Source organism: Nitrosomonas sp. Nm84, assembly GCF_003201565.1.
Classification (GTDB): Bacteria; Pseudomonadota; Gammaproteobacteria; order Burkholderiales; family Nitrosomonadaceae; genus Nitrosomonas.
Genome location: NZ_QJJP01000032.1, coordinates 17,669 through 37,379, shown reverse-complemented (window position 1 = coordinate 37,379; position 19,711 = coordinate 17,669). Strand labels below are relative to the sequence as shown.

The 19,711-nt window shown below is 46.5% G+C and carries 15 protein-coding genes and 1 tRNA gene; 2 read left to right on the top strand and 14 right to left on the bottom strand.

Annotation, left to right across the window (positions count from 1 at the left end; genetic code table 11):
• Nucleotides 1-214: 214 nt before the first annotated feature.
• The 3 genes from C8R34_RS14005 to fdxA are packed head-to-tail and all read right to left on the bottom strand — an operon-like array spanning nt 215 to nt 6,789.
• On the bottom strand, nt 215-3,685 hold the full coding sequence (locus tag C8R34_RS14005) for an exodeoxyribonuclease V subunit beta (RefSeq protein ID WP_258364511.1): 3,471 nt from the start codon (nt 3,683-3,685) through the stop codon (nt 215-217).
• Nucleotides 3,672-6,437: a PD-(D/E)XK nuclease family protein gene (locus tag C8R34_RS14000; protein WP_110341614.1), complete on the bottom strand. Its 2,766-nt coding sequence runs from the start codon at nt 6,435-6,437 to the stop codon at nt 3,672-3,674. The genes C8R34_RS14005 and C8R34_RS14000 overlap by 14 nt, the downstream gene beginning before the upstream one ends.
• Before the next feature lie 28 nt (nt 6,438-6,465).
• Nucleotides 6,466-6,789, bottom strand: coding sequence for a ferredoxin FdxA (gene fdxA, locus C8R34_RS13995; protein ID WP_110341613.1), 324 nt, complete (start codon nt 6,787-6,789; stop codon nt 6,466-6,468).
• Nucleotides 6,790-7,050: 261 nt separating this feature from the next.
• Here fdxA and C8R34_RS13990 point away from each other — a divergent pair, with 261 nt between their 5' ends.
• Complete coding sequence (locus C8R34_RS13990; protein ID WP_110341612.1) at nt 7,051-7,971, top strand: peptidylprolyl isomerase; 921 nt, start codon at nt 7,051-7,053, stop codon at nt 7,969-7,971.
• 102 nt (nt 7,972-8,073) lie between these two features.
• Here the strand turns inward: C8R34_RS13990 and metH are convergent, their stop codons facing one another.
• From metH to aroQ, 6 genes are all read right to left on the bottom strand, one after another.
• Nucleotides 8,074-11,784, bottom strand: a complete 3,711-nt coding sequence (metH, locus tag C8R34_RS13985; protein WP_110341611.1) for a methionine synthase — start codon at nt 11,782-11,784, stop codon at nt 8,074-8,076.
• Nucleotides 11,785-11,981: 197 nt separating this feature from the next.
• Nucleotides 11,982-12,827: a zinc-ribbon and DUF3426 domain-containing protein gene (locus C8R34_RS13980; RefSeq protein WP_110341610.1), complete on the bottom strand. Its 846-nt coding sequence runs from the start codon at nt 12,825-12,827 to the stop codon at nt 11,982-11,984.
• A gap of 101 nt (nt 12,828-12,928) precedes the next feature.
• A complete protein-coding gene (prmA, locus tag C8R34_RS13975; protein ID WP_110341609.1) occupies nt 12,929-13,846 on the bottom strand; it encodes a 50S ribosomal protein L11 methyltransferase in 918 nt (305 codons plus the stop codon).
• A gap of 53 nt (nt 13,847-13,899) precedes the next feature.
• Nucleotides 13,900-15,255 (bottom strand): acetyl-CoA carboxylase biotin carboxylase subunit, encoded by a 1,356-nt coding sequence (accC, locus tag C8R34_RS13970; RefSeq protein WP_181415505.1) that lies wholly within the window; start codon nt 15,253-15,255, stop codon nt 13,900-13,902.
• Between the two features lie 24 nt (nt 15,256-15,279).
• Nucleotides 15,280-15,762, bottom strand: a complete 483-nt coding sequence (gene accB / locus C8R34_RS13965) for an acetyl-CoA carboxylase biotin carboxyl carrier protein (RefSeq protein ID WP_110341608.1) — start codon at nt 15,760-15,762, stop codon at nt 15,280-15,282.
• 143 nt (nt 15,763-15,905) lie between these two features.
• The gene (aroQ, locus tag C8R34_RS13960; RefSeq protein ID WP_375342131.1) at nt 15,906-16,355 is read right to left on the bottom strand and encodes a type II 3-dehydroquinate dehydratase; all 450 of its coding nucleotides are present in this window, start codon (nt 16,353-16,355) and stop codon (nt 15,906-15,908) included.
• A 231-nt stretch (nt 16,356-16,586) separates the two neighbouring features.
• On the opposite strand from aroQ, the gene C8R34_RS13955 reads away from it, so the two are divergent.
• Nucleotides 16,587-16,662: transfer RNA gene (locus tag C8R34_RS13955), tRNA-Thr, on the top strand.
• A gap of 35 nt (nt 16,663-16,697) precedes the next feature.
• On the opposite strand, the gene C8R34_RS13950 is transcribed toward C8R34_RS13955, so the two are convergent.
• The 5 genes from C8R34_RS13950 to C8R34_RS13930 are packed head-to-tail and all read right to left on the bottom strand — an operon-like array spanning nt 16,698 to nt 19,641.
• Nucleotides 16,698-17,678 carry a site-specific integrase gene (locus C8R34_RS13950; protein WP_132467141.1) on the bottom strand — a complete coding sequence of 327 codons (981 nt, stop codon included), beginning with the start codon at nt 17,676-17,678 and terminating at the stop codon, nt 16,698-16,700.
• On the bottom strand, nt 17,588-17,917 hold the full coding sequence (locus C8R34_RS17160; RefSeq protein WP_090322377.1) for a helix-turn-helix domain-containing protein: 330 nt from the start codon (nt 17,915-17,917) through the stop codon (nt 17,588-17,590). Before C8R34_RS17160 ends, C8R34_RS13950 begins: the two co-directional genes overlap by 91 nt.
• A 31-nt stretch (nt 17,918-17,948) precedes the next feature.
• Nucleotides 17,949-18,377 (bottom strand): conjugal transfer protein TraM, encoded by a 429-nt coding sequence (locus C8R34_RS13940; RefSeq protein WP_110341606.1) that lies wholly within the window; start codon nt 18,375-18,377, stop codon nt 17,949-17,951.
• Nucleotides 18,374-19,105 (bottom strand): conjugal transfer protein TraL, encoded by a 732-nt coding sequence (locus C8R34_RS13935; protein WP_110341605.1) that lies wholly within the window; start codon nt 19,103-19,105, stop codon nt 18,374-18,376. The genes C8R34_RS13940 and C8R34_RS13935 overlap by 4 nt, the downstream gene beginning before the upstream one ends.
• Nucleotides 19,105-19,641 carry a TraK family protein gene (locus C8R34_RS13930; RefSeq protein ID WP_110341603.1) on the bottom strand — a complete coding sequence of 179 codons (537 nt, stop codon included), beginning with the start codon at nt 19,639-19,641 and terminating at the stop codon, nt 19,105-19,107. Before C8R34_RS13930 ends, C8R34_RS13935 begins: the two co-directional genes overlap by 1 nt.
• Between the last annotated feature and the right edge of the window lie 70 nt (nt 19,642-19,711).

The window sequence follows — 19,711 nt, the reverse complement described above, 5'->3', positions numbered from 1 at the left end:
GCTAGTCGACCTTGACCCTTAAAGTCAAGTCATTTGTCATAAATAACACTCCGCCCCTCAAGGAATTTTTACGACTATCCAGCACTTTTCCCTTTTCCCTACAAGGACTAAAAAAATAAAACAATTTCACAAAAAATTTATATTTTTTGTGATGCCCTCCAAAAATATCCTGTCACCAACATTAATCAGAAAAATAAAACTGCCATCGCATTACTCACCATTCTCGCCAACCACGAATCAATGGGAAATAAATTCCCAGCTTTATTGGCCGTGCATCTAATTGCTGCATGAGCTTTGCATAGTAACTAAGTTGGCGATGATAGCGAGCCTGTTCTCGATCCAAAAATCCTTGTATATCAGTGCCTTCGTGACTACTCGTTTTATAATCTATTATCCATCGAATCCCATCGGAGTCGCAAAAAGTCCTATCGATTACCCAGCTCATTGGCACATTATCAACGATACCAGTGACCTTTAATTCATTTTGCGCCAGCTGTTGAGGCCCCAAAATCCACTGCCCGTGCGTATCGTTAAGCGCATTTGTCAGCGCTAGTATGATGCGTTCGACCGCATATTCCATTTCTTTTTTACTTCCACTCATTCCATCAGCCAGCAAATTCTGCCTGAATTGATATTGCATCGTTTGTATTCGTGCTGCATTCCAATTGTTCATTTCATCTTCTGCAATTTGCTGTAGCCATCGATGCACCACATTGCCCACATGGCGGGCCATTTCACTTACCCAAGAAAATTCTATTTCTTCGTGTATTCGTTGATTATCATAGGGTTCTTGCCAGGTCATCGATTTTGGAGCATCCGGCAATTCCCATTCTGCTTTCAACCGATAGATACCTTGATTGTTTATATTTCTGATAGTTACTTCATCGTCGTCGTTTTCTGAGTGGCAATCCCGTGATGTGCTATGTTGTTCCGCTGCATCGCTAAAAATTGGTTGTACAACTGTCCAGAGCCTGTACAACAATGAGTCAATCATCGGTTTTTTAAGTGCGTTCCCATTTAACTCTAAACCCGCATGACCCAACAAATGTAAAAACTTTTTTGCACGCGTTGCCGCGACATACACTAAACGATCCGCTTCAAACTGCGCCTTGCTTCGATCCAGTTTCTCCAACCATCGATAAATTGGATCTTTCTCTGTTCCCGTTTCCTGAATAGGCGCAAGCAATAAATCAACAGTCGATTGTTTTTCCTCATCTGCAGCTTCATTACTTGGCTGCTCCATCCATTTGATCAGCCATTTATCACTATTGCGCGGTGCTCGACCAAGTCCAGGCACAATCACTGTATCAAACTCAAGTCCTTTGGCTTTATGAATTGTCATAATCTGCAAGGTGCCATCCGCATTCAAGTCCGGTAAGGCATAAAGCGCACTCAACCCTGCTTCGAACTTTGCCAAATCCTGGATATCTCCGGCCATTTCTTGATGTTCAAGATAATCCAAAAAAATCTCGGCACCATTCTGATTATTTTCGATGTGATTATTATCTGCCGCGATTGAATTTGTGCAGCCCGGACCACCCAATGCTTGCCAAACCGCTTCCACTGTCACGCGGAGCGACTGACGTTGCCGATGACTCATGCACAACGTCAGTATTTCGCGCACGCGCTGTATGCGGATCTTTGCATCAGCGGAAACAGCATGCCATTGGCTTTCATCGCACATCAACTCCCATACAATCGTTTCTTTAGTAATGACAGTGCGATTATTTGCTTTTTCCTCAATAGATATCAGCGCATGAATATCGTTAAGCAAAAGACCACACCAGGGTGTGCGCAATAATGCAAGCCAGGCAAGGCGATCAGCAGGATTTATTAATGCACGGGTAAGCGTCAACAAATCCTGCACCACAGGTTTATGATGCAACAATTCAATATCAATGGCGCGAAACCGTAGACCGGCTGTTTTTATTTGCGCAACAATTTCGCTTAAATGGCTACGATTACGTACCAAAATCGCAATCGTACCGGCTGGATCATCGCACTGCGCTTGCATGATAATTTCCACCAATTGCCGCGCTTCTTCGGTATCATTTCTTTCCAGTAAAGGATGCACCTTCACCGCATCGCCTACTAACATGGGGTGTGTTGCAATAGAGGGCGTATAGGCCACTGCGCCTGTTACCACATCTTCGCGATCAGGCATGATCTGCGTAAAAGCCGTATTAACCCAGTCAATAATACCTTGCTGCGAGCGGAAATTTGCGCTGAGCGTGATCGGCTGCAAAACCAGTTGACCAATTCCTGTGTTGCGCGCTTGTAAAAAAAGCCCTACTTCCGCCTCACGAAAGCGGTAGATGGATTGCATCGGGTCACCCACCGCAAACAAGCTGCGTCCATCTCCTGCTTCCCAGCCTGAAACGAGCTTCTCGATCAACTTAAACTGACTGATTGAGGTATCCTGAAATTCATCAATCATCAAATGCCTGATACGATAATCTAATGCCAACGCCAAATCGGTCGGCGCTTCAGAATCGCCCAATGCAAGCAATGCGCGCTGAGAAACTTCTGAGAAGTCAACTTTGCCGCTAACCTGAAAAATGACTTTGAGTTGCGCCACGGCATAGGGTAACAACCGGGTAATTGCCCCCAGTATTTCCCATTGTTTATCGGAATAACAAGGCGGCGGCAATTGACGCAATTCATGCAGCGCCTGCCGAAAAGTGTCTTCCGGACCCAGCGAGTCAATCAGAATTTCCCATCGACCCTTCCACGCTTTTGCTGCATCCTTCTCAGCCTGGGTATTCCCGGATGGAAAACCTTCTTTAACAGAAATTCTTTTTCGCCAATCACCCTCCTTAGTCAGTAACAACTCAGCGATTCCATGCCAATGTGCAATATCCGCCTCCGATACTGCTTCCAGGCGCTCGCAGAAGGTAATTACTGAAGATTTACTTTCAGCAATTAGATTTGCAGCCGCGTAATGCAACAATTTCAGCAGTTCATTGTGTATTGCTTCCGGAAATAGCCGGGAAACAAATTGCAATGCACTACGACGCGAATTTTGCAAGGATGCTTCCAGCTCTTCTCGATTTCTACCATGCAGATGGCGCAACCAATGATCGCGCTTTGCCAACATCTCGGCGAGCAATGCTTCAATGCGCGCCATATCGTTATCCAGATGTTCGAGCAACCGCTCCACATCATATGCAATGGCATGATCCTGTTCCACCAACTCCAAGGTAACTCGCGCTGCTTCCAGATAGAAATCTGCAGCATCTTCAGTCGTCTCAGGTTGTGCGCCGAACTTTGATAACATTGGCATTTGCCGTGTCAGTGCCGCACATAACGAATCGATTGTTTGTATTCGTAGCCGCTCCGGATTCTCAGTGATCTGCCAACCAGCCTGTCGATCTCGCTGCAAAACAGCAGTCGATAACTCACGATTCAGTTTTTCATAAGCGGTCTCGGTATCAACAGGCTTATTTTCAATTTCCAGTGCGGCTAAAACACGTGCACGCATTTCTGCTGCGGCTTTTCGTGTAAATGTAATTGCCACAATTTCTTCCGGCGCATCAACACAGGCCAGCAAGCGCAGATAACGTTGAATCAAGAGCGCTGTTTTACCTGATCCAGCCGGTGCCTGCACGATAAAAGATTGCGTAGGATCAAGCGCCCGATAGCGCTCATTTGCATCCGGAATCGGCACCGTATCAGCCATTTTCATCGCCCTGCTCAATCGAATTATCGCCAATCCGTTCATGAATCCGGCAAAACAATTGCATATCGCAATATTCACAAGTCGCCGGGAAATTTTTCGGGTTTACTCTGGCATCGCCACTGCAAAATCCCATCGCCAGATTTGTCAAATACTGCCGCCATGCCGCAACCAGATCTTCCCAAGTGTCAAATTGTTTGCATGCATTTAATTGGGAAAAGGCTTTCACACCCGGCAACAAATCCGCATCTCGCACAATCGCCGCAAATCCCATGTCACCTCGCTTGATGGCAGCAAATGCGACACCGGCAGCTTGTTGTTGTGTTTCTTCGGTCATCACCAGATACAAAGGAAGCTGCGGCTCATCCGGGCGTTCCCCGAGCATTGTCTGAATGGATTGTTTGCTGGTTTTATAATCAATCACAATGTGCTGCCCGTCTTCCAGTTCATCGACGCGATCCAAACGCGCGCTCAACACCAAATCACCGATCCGGATAGTGCGCTTCTCCTCCGTCGCGATCACCATAAAATGACCGCGCTTCTTTTCTTCAGCCAGCCATTCACGTGCCAAACGCACCAGGCGTCGCTGCTCAACCTGTGCAAAACGACCTGAAAGCGCAACCGGCCGATACTGTCGCATCTGTAAAACCGCACTGCTGGCAGCGCTGGTCAGCATATTTTCAAGATCATCATCGCTGATGGCATCGAGCGCTTCCTTGGTTTGCAGCTGACGCCACAGCTGCGCCAATACCTGATGCACCAATGAGCCCCGCTCCATCGCATTTAAACCGACATGCGGTACATCTTGATTCTTAATATGTAACCGATGCTTGGCCCAGGCACGAAATGGGCATGCGGCGTAATCCTTGATGACAGATGTACCGCCTTTGATACCTTGCGTCATTGTTCCTTTATCCAGCGGCGGCGCCTGATTGTCTTCGATTCGCTCCAATTCACAGGATTGAACGATGAGATCACGATGCTGTGTAATCAGTGGAAGCGTGAGCTTTCCTTGCGGTACCGATTGAATCAATGGACTGGGTTTTAACTCATGCCCATCACGATCGTCACTATATTTTGGATAACTTAAAATAACTTCTTTGGCACCGGATAGCCATCCATCCGTCAAGCGTTGACAGTAAGCCGATGATTCCAGCGTAGAACCCAACGGCAGCCTTGCCTTACGTTGCAACTCCGGCGGCAGAAATGGATTGGGACGGGCACGCAAAGGCCATTGTTCATCCGATAATCCCATGACCCATAGATAATCAAATTCCATTTCGGCAGCCTCCAACACCCCGAGAATTTGAATGGGCACTTCCGGTGTTTCGGGTTGAAACAATGTATCACCGGCTATTCTTTTCAAACGACGAATAGCTTCGTGATAGCTGGTTTTGGCACTGACATGATCAAGCGTCGCAAAATCCGCAATGAGCGCTTGCCATTTACTCACTGTTTGGTACTCTGTGGAATCCAGACTGCGTTCTCCGGGAAAACCAACAATCTGCAATACTTCTGGGATGATTCTGGCAAACACAGTGTGGCTCTCTGATCTGGGTAGCTGTGTTTGGCGAAATGCAGCTAATACCGACAAACGCTGCAGCAAAACCGGGCAATCTGTTTGACCGCCTGCTTGCTGTATGAGCACAAGTAATCGCTCCAACGAAATCACAGGCTCCGCATACCGGCGTATACGCATATCCAGTAACGCACGCTGCTCCATCTCCGCTTCCGCTCCGGCAAGAAATGGGGAACGCAGCCAATGGCTTACACGACTAAACTCCACCTCCCGATCCAGCAGGGCGAGTACTACCAACGCCGACTCAATCAATGGATAAGATGTCAGCGCCAAACCCAATGAAATATTGAAAGGAACAACTGGATGTGTAGCACTCGGCAGCGCAAACCTGATATCCGGCTGCATGACGGTAGTAAAAATCCGCATCAATGCACTGCGATAATTGGCTAATGCCGGTACTACGATACCGACACGAACTGCATGATCGGCTTCTACTTTAGCCCGCGCCCATACGGCCGCCTGATAAATCTCATCACGACTGCTGATATTTTCAACACGCTGAATACTATTCAAAAACCGTGCTTGGCTCATTGCCGAGCTGGCAGTTACAACTTCACACCCAATAGCAGCCAGCTTGTTTAAAAAGGCAATCGATTGTGGCGCAATCACATCAAAACCATAGCAAATCAGTGACAATGGTTTTTTTATATCGAGAGACTCATAGTGCTCTGTGAGCAGATCACCAATACGCGCTTGGTCTGTCTGTCCGTTGCGCTCAGTGATATGTTGATAAGATTCTGCCCAATCCAGGAATGCTTTAACATCTTCATTCGGATAAAAATCGCGAAAATGACGCTTAAGCTGCCATGCGTGTGCCAGTTGCCATGCTTCGCGAGCCGATTGCGCTGTTTGTGGAATCTGCAGTAACGATTTTCCCGCCGCAGAGGATTGAATGACTGACTCCCACAGCACTTGCTCCTGCGCTGCAGAGAGTAACAAAGGTAACGTTAATGCCTGCTTTGAATAAAGCGCATTAAAATAAATACGCTCAATCAAGGATGTCAGCGGCAAGACATCGGCTGTATACCAAGTCGCCGCTTTACCATTGATTTGTTCTTGGTTGAATCTTGCCTTAAGCGCCAATGCAAGCCTGCGGTTTGGTGTTATAACCGTAGCACCGGCATTTATGCGCTTTAAAACCTCACCAAAAGGGATTTTCGGAAATTGCGAAGAGTGAGACATGCGGTATTCAGATTACCGCCATTTCTGCTTAGCGTTGCAGTTGATCCAATTTATCTTTAACACTAGCCCAATCATCCGCATCAGGCAGAGCATCTTTTTTCTCAATAATTGGGCGCCATTTTTTAGACAATTCAGCATTTAGCCCAATAAAATCCAATTGCTCATCAGGCACATCATCTTCAGCATAAATTGCTTCCACCGGGCATTCTGCAACACAGAGCGTGCAATCGATACATTCATCCGGATCGATGACTAAAAAATTGGGGCCTTCGCGAAAGCAATCTACCGGACATACATCCACACAATCGGTATATTTACATTTAATACAATTTTCAGTTACTACGTAAGCCATGACAACGATTCCTTGCGTAACACACTTTTATAGAATTTGGTATTTTAACAGAATTCTAATAAACAACGCCATCATCAAAACCACTGTAATGTTGATCAATTTTATTGCTACCGCCTACATTGCGTCGAAAGAACCGTTCATCTTTATACCCTAGTAGCTTATATCTCTTGTTTCAAACCTGAAGTTTATCGATCATAAAACAATTGCTTCTCGTAGGTTCCTATGCGTAAAATTCACTTTTAACTTTAACGGGCAATCATTATGTATTTTATTCAAAAGTATTATAAAACCGCATTATTTGCTTGCCTGTTACTGTCAGCATCCATCGCAAAAGCAAATCCGGTTGCTTGTTTCAGTACCAATATGGGGCAATTCTGCATTGAGCTTCTGGAAACACAAACACCGCTGACGACCGCTAATTTTCTCAGCTACATCAATAGCGGCGCTTATACAAATGGCATCTTTCATCGCAGCATGCCTGGTTTTGTCATTCAAGGCGGCGGCTACAAGCTTGTTGACGGTAGCAATGGAAAAACTCTTGCTCCCGTTACTACATTTCCTCCGGTTATCAATGAGTTCAAGATTTCCAATACGCGCGGCACCGTTGCCATGGCAAAACTTCCCGATAACCCCGACAGTGCTACCAGCCAGTGGTTTGTCAATCTGGCAGATAATTCCCTGAATCTGGATAATCAGAATAGCGGTTTTACTGTATTCGGCCGTGTTATCTTCGGCGGCATGACAGTTTTTGATGCCATTGCAGCTTTACCACCTACCAGTCTCAATCTTGGCGGCGGTCCCACACCTGTCCCGCTGACCAATTACAACGGCGCACAGGTTTTAATCAGCAACTTCGTGCAGATCAATCAAATCGCAGTCACCGATGCAACAGGTGTATTCAGTGAAGGCGTTGTAAGTTTCGCGGTTGATATTGGCACGGGCGAAGCACTCGAGGTCAGTTTACGGTTGATCGAAGACAGTCCGAACTATATATTTGAGCTTGACCAGGCCACTATCACGACATTGCCAACAAAACCAGCCAATGTCGCAACCTTCTCTAGCCAGAGCAGCGAATTACGCATTCCGTCGGTAATGATCGATGCGTCTACAGTTGTTCATAATGTATTCATGAAATTGACCAACCCGCAATCGTTTCAATTTACTTTAATCAGTTTTGACTAGCGGGTGCTGGAAAACCATTTGCGTTGCCACTACGGCGTTAAGCTTTGCAACTGCCTGCCAGGTCAATAGACGGGCAGGCACTCACGCAGTCTTGCAAAAAACTTATCGCTCATACGCTAATACGGGCGCCAGCCATCGCTCGGCTTCCCCCACTGCCCAACCTTTCCGTTTCGCATAATCTTCCACTTGATCTTTGCCGATTTTTCCGACGGCAAAAAAAGTTGAATCAGGATGTGCAAAATAAAAACCGGACACTGCCGCGGTCGGCACCATGGCAAACGATTCTGTGATAATGATGCCGGCATTCTCAGTTGCATTCAGGACAGCGAATAACGGGCCTTTCTCGGTGTGATCCGGGCAAGCGGGATAACCCGGCGCGGGACGAATGCCGCGATATTCTTCGTTGATCAATTGTTCATTGGTTAAAGTTTCATCCTTGGCATAACCCCAGAATTCACGTCGCACCCGTGAGTGCATGTGCTCGGCAAAAGCCTCGGCCAGGCGATCCGCCAGCGCCTTGAGTATAATTGCGCTGTAATCATCGTTGGCATCTTCAAAGGCTTTGACGCGTTCATCAATGCCAAACCCGGCCCCCACGGCGAACAAACCAATGGTATCCTTGATGCCGGTTTCCTTCGGTGCAATAAAGTCTGACAGACAACGATTGGGTTTGCCTGTGGGTTTTTGATCTTGCTGGCGCAGGCAATGATACGTCATAGCCAGTTTACTGCGCGTTTGATCGGTATAGATTTCAATATCGTCGCCGACGGCATTGGCCGGAAACAAACCAATCACCGCGTTGGCGCTCAGCCATTTCTGCTCGACGATTTTCTTCAGCATCGTCTGCGCGTCGCGAAATAATTGGCTCGCCGTTTCTCCAACCACCTCATCCTGTAAAATATCCGGATAACGTCCGGCGAGTTCCCAAGCCTGGAAGAAAGGCGTCCAATCGATATATGGAACGATCTTCTCCAACGGATAATTATTCAGCGTACGGATACCGATCAGTTCGGGTTGGTACGGTTGATAATTTTTCCAGTCGGTCTTATACGCATTGGCACGCGCTTCAGCCAGCGTCAGCAGCTTCGCCGGTCCTTTCTTGTTTTTGTGCTGCGTGCGTACTTTCTCGTATTCGTCCTTAATTTCCTGCACATAACCTGCTTGCAAATCCTGGGACAGCAAATTACTGCATACACCCACCGCACGGCTGGCATCCGGCACCCATACGGTCGGACCTTCATAATGCGGTGCAATTTTGACTGCGGTATGTACCCTAGAAGTGGTCGCGCCACCGATCAGTAATGGAATGGTAAACCCCTCACGCTGCATTTCTTTGGCGACATGCGCCATTTCTTCCAGCGACGGCGTGATCAATCCGGACAGACCGATGATATCGGCTTTCTCACGCCGCGCCATATCCAGGATCTGCGCACTCGGTACCATCACGCCCATATTGATCACTTCGTAGTTGTTGCATTGCAAAACCACGGTGACAATATTTTTGCCAATGTCGTGCACATCGCCCTTGACGGTGGCGATGACAATTTTTCCTTTCGGCTTGTTATCGCCCGATAATTTCTTTTCGGCCTCGATAAAAGGCAACAAATGGGCGACTGCCTGTTTCATCACGCGCGCGGATTTAACCACTTGCGGCAAAAACATTTTACCCGCCCCAAACAGATCACCCACCACACCCATGCCTTCCATCAACGGCCCTTCAATCACTTGAATCGGGCGACCACCCTTATTTTCAATCTCCACACGAGCTGCTTCGGTATCCTCCACAATAAACGTGGAAATACCTCTGACTAACGCGTGGGTCAGCCGCTGTTGCAGTGGCTCATCACGCCAGGCCAAGTCTTCAACTTGTTCTTTTTTCTTACCTTTGAAGTTTTCTGCATATTCAACCAAATGCTCGGTCGCATCCTCGCGCCGATTCAGGATGACATCCTCGACTTTTTTCAGTAACTCTGCTGGAATATCCGAATAAACCCCCAGTTGCCCGGCGTTGACAATGCCCATCGTCATGCCTTCCTTAATCGCGTGATACAGGAAAGCAGTGTGAATTGCTTCACGAATCGGCTCATTACCACGGAAGGAAAACGACACATTCGACACTCCGCCGCTTATTTTGGCATACGGCAGAGTTTGTTTAATGATGCGAGTTGCTTCGATAAAATCAACGCCATAGTTATTGTGCTCTTCAATCCCCGTCGCAATGGCGAAAATATTCGGATCAAAGATGATGTCTTCGGGTGGGAATCCAATCTGGTCGACCAGCAAATGATAACTGCGCGTGCAAATCTCCACTTTACGTTTCAGCGTATCGGCCTGGCCCTGTTCATCGAACGCCATCACGATCACCGCCGCACCGTAGCGGCGGGCCAATTTGGCATGATGGATAAATTCGGCTTCGCCTTCTTTCATGCTGATGGAATTAATGACGGGTTTGCCTTGCACGCATTTCAGACCCGCTTCAATCACCGTCCATTTACTGGAATCGAGCATGATCGGCACTTTGCAGATATCCGGCTCGGCCGCCAGCAAATTCAGAAAAGTTACCATGGCTTTTTGCGAATCCAACATGGCTTCATCCATGTTGATATCAATAATCTGCGCACCATTCTCAACCTGACTACGCGCCACGTTTAGGGCTTCCGCATAATCATCGTTGAGTATCAAACGGGCAAACGCTCTGGAACCTGTCACATTGGTACGCTCGCCGACATTGACAAACAAGGAATCGTCCCCGATATTCAGTGGTTCCAGGCCGGACAAACGTAATTTCTTGGGAATCTCGGGTATTTTACGCGGCGCGACATCGCTAACAGCCTGCGCAATCGCCTTGATATGCGCTGGTGTGGTACCACAACAGCCACCGACAATATTCACAAAGCCCGATTGCGCGAACCCTTTGATCTGGCTCGCAGTATATTCCGGCGATTCATCGTAGCCTGTTTCCGACAAAGGATTCGGTAAGCCAGCATTGGGATGCACGCTGGTATACACATTCGCCACACCCGCCAGTTCTTCGACATAAGGGCGCATGAGTTCGGCACCCAATGCGCAATTAATACCGACCGATAACGGCCGAGTATGGCTCACCGAGTTCCAGAATGCTTCCGGTGTTTGCCCCGACAGCGTACGTCCAGAGGCATCGGTAATCGTGACGGAAATCATGATTGGTAGACGTATACCATGATCTTCAAAATATTGATCAATGGCAAACAGCGCAGCTTTGGCATTGAGCGAGTCGAAAATGGTCTCGACCAATAGGATATCCGCCCCGCCATCGACCAGCCCGCAAATGGATTCCGTATAATCGGCGACTAATTGATCAAAGGTAATGCCGCGAAAACCCGGATCATTGACATCCGGCGAAATGGACGCTGTTTTGGTGGTGGGTCCAATCACACCGGCGACAAAACGCGGCTTCTCCGGTGTTTTTGCTTCAAAGGTCTGCGCTGTCTCGCGCGCCAGCTTTGCCGCGGCGAAATTTAGTTCATACACCAAATCCTGCATGTGATAATCAGCCATCGAAGCCGCATTGGAATTGAATGTATTGGTTTCGATAATATCCGCGCCCGCTTCCAGATAACCGGCATGAATCGACCGAATAATGTCCGGCTGCGTTAGGGTCAGCAAATCGTTATTCCCTCTTAGGTCATGCGGAAAATCAGCAAACCGCTGACCACGGAAATCCGCTTCGGCGAGCTTGAAGGTCTGAATCATCGTACCCATCGCGCCATCCAAAATCAGGATGCGTTGGCCAAACAAACTTTCCAATAAAGCGGTGCGGGATTCTCTAGTCATGGATTTGTTCATGTTGTAAAAAAGATGGATGAGGCATTATACCTGAGCTGTTTCGATCTATCGTATAGGTTGCTTGCAGGCTGTTGAGCTGACACAAGGCAAAAGCAAGCGAGAAAATACAACTTATGCGTAATAAAGTGAACATCTTGACTGTTTTTGCACCGCAACGTCAACGCAGATAGTTTTTCAACAACCTGTTAAAGATAAAGCAACAACAAGCGGTAACCCAGGACATCCAAATCACTGCTGTCAAAATCCAGCCGTATCTCAATCTCATGCTGCGATTCAATAAATTGCTGTGATTTATTCTCTTCCCGCAAGTAATCCTGTGCTGTAAAAATACGGCTCACAACTAACTGATCGTGCTCATCCAATAAAGATAGTTGCAATGCGGGCAATGCTTGCGAAAAAGGCGCATGATTGCGAATGGTTGCCGATAGCGTCGTAACTTCCGGCTGTCGCAGAATATTTTTCTGCAAATCCGATGCTTCGATACCCCATTGCTTGATGTCTTGAGGATAGGGCACGATGCAGGCCATGATCGCGCAGTAACGTTCCAGATATGGCCTGATTCCCGGCGCAATGACAGTCAGTTCGGTACGATTGATATACACTATCTGCCCAATCAGCAGGAGCAGTAAAAATACATTCGCTGCTGATCCCCACCTACCCTGTGATTGCTTGGCTGGTTTCTCAGTACTTAAAAAATTATCTGAAGTTGCAATTACCGCCTGATTCGAATCCGCAGAAAGCGACAAGTCTATGACATCATCTGAGTTTGTGGCGACTGCAAAGCTTTCTGCGGACACTGTGGGTACTGTGGGTACTTCTGGTACCGCAGGCACTTCAGGCTCGTTGATGGGCGGCGATTCAAGCTCGGGTGGATATTCAATGACCGATTCACTGACAGTAATCAATGTGGCAAAACCATTGAATACCTGCCGACAATGTCCGCAGCGCACATCACCGCTATGTGCTTGCAATTGCACGGCATTGACACGAAAAGTAGTGTCACAACCAGGACAGAGTGTCACGAGCGCCATACGCTATTCCCTGTATTTGACCGCATTGGATGTCAACAACTCGTTAATGAATCGGCCGCCGCGAGAATGTTTTTCAACGACCTGCTAAGGTGACGATTATTTCATCTTTTGATGCCGGTTAACAGTACCCAGGCTTCCTGCTCATCGGCGATGCACATATCAAACCAATGTTGATACACGTCCCGGACTTCTTCGACCTGTTCTTTGAGAATCCCCGACAATACGATATGACCATGTTGCCGGACTGTTTGTGCAAGAATCGGCGCCAATAGGACTAACGGATTCGCCAGAATATTAGCAACCACGACATCCACTTGCTCGTCCGGTTGCAAACCTTGTTGAACGGCTTGGTGCGTTGTCGCAAAAACGAACTTTGACGGATCGCACTGATTACGCATTGCATTTTCCTGGCTGGCTTCGATCGCTTGGGGATCGATATCAATACCGGTGACATGATCCGCACCCAGCTTCAGCGCTGCAATGGCCAATATCCCGGAACCACAACCATAATCAATGACTTTGTCTCCAGGCCGCAGATTCCGGTCCAACCAACCAAGACACAATTGTGTTGTAGGATGACTACCCGTGCCGAAAGCCAGTCCGGGATCGAGTATCAGATTGATCGCAGCCGGATCGGGCGATTGATGCCAGGTTGGTACAATCCATAAACGCTGGGATATCCGGATCGGATCAAACTGTGATTGGGTCAAACGCACCCAATCCTGCTCCTCAACACGTTCCAGGCGATAATCAGGCTGACTATCGAGTTGCGCAGTATGCGTTATATTGCGCAGGACTTCTTTGATATCTGCATCCTGATTAAACAGCGCAGACACTTCGGCATTCTGCCAGATCTCGCCGCTGGGCTCCCCAGGTTCTCCAAACAGCATTTGCTCATCTTTCGTATCGGCGGCAGCATCATGAATATCCACTGACAACGCGCCCTGTTCCATCAGCGCATCGCTCAGTCGCTCCGCATGAGCCGGGTCAGTTTTGATGATGAGCGTAATCCAGGACATATATCACGTCACCGTTAGTTGTGGTCAATTTGAATGGAGTGCTTGCCTGCCGATCAATCCTTTTTATTATGAAGCGCAAGCTTTTGTTCCAGATAATGAATGGAGGCTCCACCGCGCAAGAAAGATGCATCAGCGAGCAAATCCCGGTGCAATGCGATGTTTGTATTGATGCCAGTGACCACCATTTCGGACAAGGCAATGCGCATGCGCGCAATCGCTTGTTCACGCGTATCCCCATAAGTAATGATCTTGCCGATCATGGAATCATAATAAGGCGGCACCATGTAATTATGGTAGACATGCGAATCAACTCGCACCCCCGGACCACCCGGCGCATGATACTGCGTAATACGTCCCGCGGAAGGTGTCAGCTTGTATGCATCCTCAGCGTTAATGCGGCATTCGATCGCATGCCCCTTGAACATAATATCCTTTTGGCTGAACGGCAATACATGACCGGCAGCAACACTGATTTGCGTCTGTACCAGATCGATACCGGTGATGGCTTCCGTCACCGGGTGTTCCACCTGCAAGCGAGTATTCATTTCAATGAAATAAAACTCATTGTTCTCAAATAGAAATTCAAATGTTCCCACACCGCGATATTTAATACGGCGACAAGCATCAGCACAGCGCTCGCCGATTTTATTGCGCAATTTTTCAGAAATCCCGGGCGCGGGTGCTTCTTCGAGAATTTTCTGGTGACGGCGCTGCATGGAGCAATCTCTTTCACCCAGGTGAACAGCGTTGCCATGTTCATCAATCAATAATTGAAATTCAATATGACGCGGATTTTCCAGAAATTTCTCTGCATAGACTACCGGATTACCAAATGCCGCTTGTGCTTCATTGCGCGTCATGATCACTGCGTTGGACAAAGCAGCATCTGTATGCACAACCCGCATACCGCGTCCACCGCCACCGCCGGCAGCCTTAATGATGATAGGGTAACCAATCTCCCGCGCAATTTTCTTAATCTCGTCGATGTGTTCAGGTAGCGCACCATCGGATCCCGGCACACAGGGCACGCCAGCCTTTTTCATGGCATTTTTAGCGCTGACTTTGTCACCCATTAAGCGAATCGTTTCCGGCCGCGGACCAATAAATACAAACCCGCTTTTCTCTACTCGCTCGGCAAAATCCGCATTTTCTGACAGAAATCCGTAACCGGGATGAATCGCTTCTGCATCGGTTACTTCCGCCGCACTGATAATCGCCGGGACATTAAGATAGCTCTGCGCCACTGGCGCAGGACCAATGCACACCGACTCATCGGCCAATTTGACATATTTTGCTTCCGCGTCAGCTTCAGAATGCACCGCCACGGTTTTGATGCCCATCGCACGGCAAGCACGCTGAATCCGTAAGGCAATTTCGCCACGGTTTGCTATCAGAATTTTCTCAAACATAATTATCTGATCTCTATTCGGCAATCATTGGATGACGAATAAAGGCTCACCATATTCAACCGGCTGCCCATTCTCTAGCAAAATCGCTTTGATAACACCATTCTTATCGGCCTCAATTTCATTCAACAATTTCATCGCTTCAATAATACACAACGTATCGCCCACCTTGACGCTTTGTCCAATTTCCGCGAATGGATTCGCTCCTGGTGAGGCTGCCCGATAGAATGTCCCAACCATGGGGGATTTAACAACATGACCGTCAGGCAATGAATTTTTATTTGCATCCGAGGCTTCAGAAACTTTATCAGTTTCCGAAACGGGTATCGATGCTGGCTGTTGAGCAGGAGGCATCATCGGTTGCATAGCAGGCGGCAGAAATGCATAATTCTGCACCCCAGAACCAGATTTGCTGATGCGAACCTTTTCCTCACCTTCCGTAATTTCCAGTTCTGCAATACTCGATTCTTCAACCAATTCGATGAGCTTCTTAAGCTTTCTTAAATCCATATCCAATCTCCCGAGACATTGCCTCGCTTTAAGGTAGTTTTATAACTAGAAACAACCAAAATACTACTTTAATGTAAAAATGCGCAAAATAAGATCGCAGCGTCATAAGAATTGAAGTTTAAAAGTATTTATAGCCCCCCCCGTCAAAGGGATGCCATCGCATACCTCAGCGCCAGTTCGTATCCTTTAGCCCCTAAGCCACTGATAACACCAATCGCCAAATCCGAAAAATAAGACTGCTGCCGAAAAGATTCACGAGAATAGATATTCGATAAATGCACTTCGATAAAAGGCAATTTTACCGCCGCAAGCGCATCACGCAACGCAATGCTGGTATGCGTATAGGCAGCCGGATTGATAATAATGAAGTTTGTTCTATCATGCATTGTTTGCTGAACTCTATCTATCAAAGCGGATTCAGCATTACTCTGAAAAAAACCCAGTCTAACATCAGTATTTTCAGTCAATTTACTTAAATTTCTGTTAATATCTTGCAGCGTATTACCACCATAAATCTGCGGCTCACGAATCCCCAGCAGATTCAAATTGGGGCCATGAATAATCAAGATATTCTTAGCATTTGCATTTTCCACATCCATCTAATAATTATGGACTGTTATCATAAAAATGTACAGATTTTTGACGAATTTAGCCGAACTTAAGCGAAATTTGTTGAAAAAATATTGAATTCGATCGCTCAAGAATAGCCTCTGAATCACTTCAAAAAAAAATGATAGTTAAACAGTAAACAAGCAAACCGAGTTCTTTATAATTTGCCCGCAGTTCCCCAAACATCTATAATGCAGGGCTTCATTTAAGTCTTGGCTGTTGTAGCTCAGTTGGTAGAGCAACTGATTCGTAATCAGTAGGTCGGAGGTTCGACTCCTCTCAACAGCACCAAAAAACAAAGACTTACGAACAATACTGAAACACTTTTACTTCGATTGTGTCAAATTTGTGCCATTAAGTACGCTATCCACGATTCTCGCATGCTGAGCAAATTGCTCTGGAGCCAGATGCGCATAACGTCTCACCATCTCAGCAGACTCCCATGCGCCCATCTCCTGAATGACATTTAATGGCACACCATTCTGAGTTAACCAACTTGCCCAGGTATGGCGCAAATCATGCCAACGAAAATCCTCAATACCTGCACGTTTTAACGCTTTATACCAAGCTTTTGTATTAACTTGGATGATTGGTCTGCCCTTGTAACTGAATACTGACTTGGGATGCTTGCCGATCTGTTTGGTTAATACTGCTATAGCCGTCGAATTGAGCGTAACGTGAATCGATTTTCCTGCTTTGGCCTGATCGCCGTGTATCCACGCAACATTTCGCTGTATATCGACTTGCGACCATTCCAGTTTTGTGACATTTGATCGTCTCAATCCTGTAGCCAATGAAAACTTCACAATCTCCGCCAAATGTTCCGGCAGTTCTTGGATAAGCAAACCGGCTTGTTCTGCACTTAAATAACGCACTCGCCGCTTTGCTTCACGATACAGTTTAATCACGGGTGGTTTATCAATCCATTCCCAATCTAAAGCGGATCGCCGCAAGATTGCACGAATTAGCGCCAATAAGCGATTAGCTGTTGCCGGGCTTGATTGCTGAAGCTTTAACTCACCAATCTTTGCGATTACATCCCGAGTCAACTCATCCAGATACTTACCCCTGAAGAACTGTTGGAGCCAGTTTATTTTAGCCACATCTTCATGATGTGACTTTTTATGTTGCGTCTCCATCAGCCATTTATAAGCGGCTTCATCCCAAGTCCGCTTTGGCTTATCCCCCAGTCTTGCAACCCGCCAGGATTCCGCTTTCAGCTTATCGTGGAATTCTTGCGCCTGGGTTTTATCTTCAGTTGCAGCAGAGCATCTAACTCGCTCGCCGCTTGGTGTGGTGAAACTAATCCACCACGTCTTACCACGTTTACAGAGTGACATAATTGTTTCTCCTCATGTCCCACTTGTAACGCTTGCCGAGTGCAAGCATATAACGAGCGAATGTGGTCAGCAAGATCATCTTCAATAAATGCCCACCGTTTACCTAATTTTGCACCCGGAATAATTCCTGCTTTAGCGCGACGACGCACTTCTTCAGGGTGCAACTTCAAGAATTGGGCAGCTTCACTTAAATTTAATGTTCTCATGTACTATCCAACTTATTTTTAGAAAACCTTGCTATAACAAAATCAAAAATATGGTTACAACTGAAACCAAGAGTAAGGTTGATGCCAATAAATTGATGATGGCCGCCTGTCTGGAAATTCTGACTAAATCGTAAGTTTCCTGATCCACCCCGCTTTTTATCTTTTCATCGATCAGCTGAATACAGCTTTCCAGGAATTGATCTCGTGTTAATTGCGCGTTACCCATAGACGCATTAATCAGTGCATTGGATTTTTTGGTCGAATATTCACACCACCGATTAAAGTTCTCTTCCAATATCGCCTGGTAATTATTTAACAGCTCAGCATGGGCTTCTTTATTCTCTTCCAGCAACACTTCGTTGAGCGTATGCATCATCAATACCGGATCATCCTGCGACAAAACAATGCCGTGTTCTGTCGCTATTCTTTCAATGAGCGCATCTAATTTGTCATTACTCATGTTAAAACCGCAGCCACATTTTCAATGTTGGTAAAAAGCTGCTTGCGGATAATCGTTAATCGTTGGCGCACCATCACCGGCAAAGAACTATTCTTCAGCGCTTCATCGAAGGTAAATTTAGATTGCAGGATTTCACTTAAATCTTTGCCGAAAGTCTCGGGCTTGTAGTGCGGAATTCGGATGATGGCGGATACTCGCGCTTTGTTATCCACATACGCTTTCATTTCTTCGAACTGCTTGCCATTCATGCTGATTTCTCCCCAATAGGGATTTAGCCAGACAACAAACAGTGCTTCTTTCGGAAACTGCTTAATCAGATGCACAAAGCCATTGAGTGTATCCAGTAAAGCCTGACTACCCGTGATGACAGTGTGTACAACCAGTTCATGCCCCATATCCAGAAGTAAGGCGGGTATCTGGTTGCTGATGAGATAATGTGACATCGGTACAAAGGTGCTAGCACCATTGTCAATAATGACGTCATTGTCTGCTTTAGCTATCAATTCAATCAGATCATCAAACTTTCTCGGATCAATCTCATCATTGTTCATGACATTAATCTGCTTAACATTGAGTTTTTTAAAGCCATAAAAAGTAGCATTAACCGGATCTGTATCAATGCATAATGGATTGCCGCCTTTGGCAAACTTATGTTGTGCTAGCGTGGATGATATGAACGATTTGCCTACTCCGCCCTTCCCTTGCAAAATCATATGTATTTTAGCCATCAGACCAACTCCTCTTTTTCAGTTGCAGAATTAAAACGAAATCCTTCATGACCATTTCCAGCTGACTTTCCTTGATCAATACGCGAATGCTGCTTTTTGTCCTCACCAATATGTCGATTGACCAAAGTCCTGAACCATTGATAAGAACATTTGATTTTTTCTTCCTGATGCAAAATGTTCCAGATCTGGCGAATCGTCCAGCCATCCTTGAGTGCCTGCTCAATATCAGGCTTCAACGCGATGAATGCCGGTAAAAATTGCTTACCGGTACTTTTGTTTTTATCCGCATAAAGTGCGATTCGATCGGATAAGGATTTAGTCATCACACAATTTCCACAAAAATATTTATCTTGGCGTACAAACAGTTTTTTGTTTTTTTTCTTTCCTTTCTGTTTCTTTTTGTTGCTTTCAGTATCAATTAATTGCTTATCCTTTCTTTCTGTTTTCAAGTGACTGTTATTTAGCTGAATAAAGCTTCTTTCAAGTGTTTTTATACTGTTTGTAATTATGATATAACGAAAATAAACTATTTGCAAACATCGATTATAGTGTTAGTATATTTCTTAAAACTCACAGAACCGGGCAAGATATGTGGAGATGGCCATC

Excerpts from the sequence above, each read along its gene's own strand:
- C8R34_RS14005 (WP_258364511.1), bottom strand. The coding sequence starts at position 3,685 with ATGAAAATGGCTGATACGGTGCCGATTCCGGATGCAAATGAGCGCTAT.
- C8R34_RS14000 (WP_110341614.1), bottom strand. The coding sequence starts at position 6,437 with ATGTCTCACTCTTCGCAATTTCCGAAAATCCCTTTTGGTGAGGTTTTA.
- fdxA (WP_110341613.1), bottom strand. The coding sequence starts at position 6,789 with ATGGCTTACGTAGTAACTGAAAATTGTATTAAATGTAAATATACCGAT.
- C8R34_RS13990 (WP_110341612.1), top strand. The coding sequence starts at position 7,051 with ATGTATTTTATTCAAAAGTATTATAAAACCGCATTATTTGCTTGCCTG.
- metH (WP_110341611.1), bottom strand. The coding sequence starts at position 11,784 with ATGACTAGAGAATCCCGCACCGCTTTATTGGAAAGTTTGTTTGGCCAA.
- C8R34_RS13980 (WP_110341610.1), bottom strand. The coding sequence starts at position 12,827 with ATGGCGCTCGTGACACTCTGTCCTGGTTGTGACACTACTTTTCGTGTC.
- prmA (WP_110341609.1), bottom strand. The coding sequence starts at position 13,846 with ATGTCCTGGATTACGCTCATCATCAAAACTGACCCGGCTCATGCGGAG.
- accC (WP_181415505.1), bottom strand. The coding sequence starts at position 15,255 with ATGTTTGAGAAAATTCTGATAGCAAACCGTGGCGAAATTGCCTTACGG.
- accB (WP_110341608.1), bottom strand. The coding sequence starts at position 15,762 with ATGGATTTAAGAAAGCTTAAGAAGCTCATCGAATTGGTTGAAGAATCG.
- C8R34_RS17160 (WP_090322377.1), bottom strand. The coding sequence starts at position 17,917 with ATGAGAACATTAAATTTAAGTGAAGCTGCCCAATTCTTGAAGTTGCAC.
- C8R34_RS13940 (WP_110341606.1), bottom strand. The coding sequence starts at position 18,377 with ATGAGTAATGACAAATTAGATGCGCTCATTGAAAGAATAGCGACAGAA.
- C8R34_RS13935 (WP_110341605.1), bottom strand. The coding sequence starts at position 19,105 with ATGGCTAAAATACATATGATTTTGCAAGGGAAGGGCGGAGTAGGCAAA.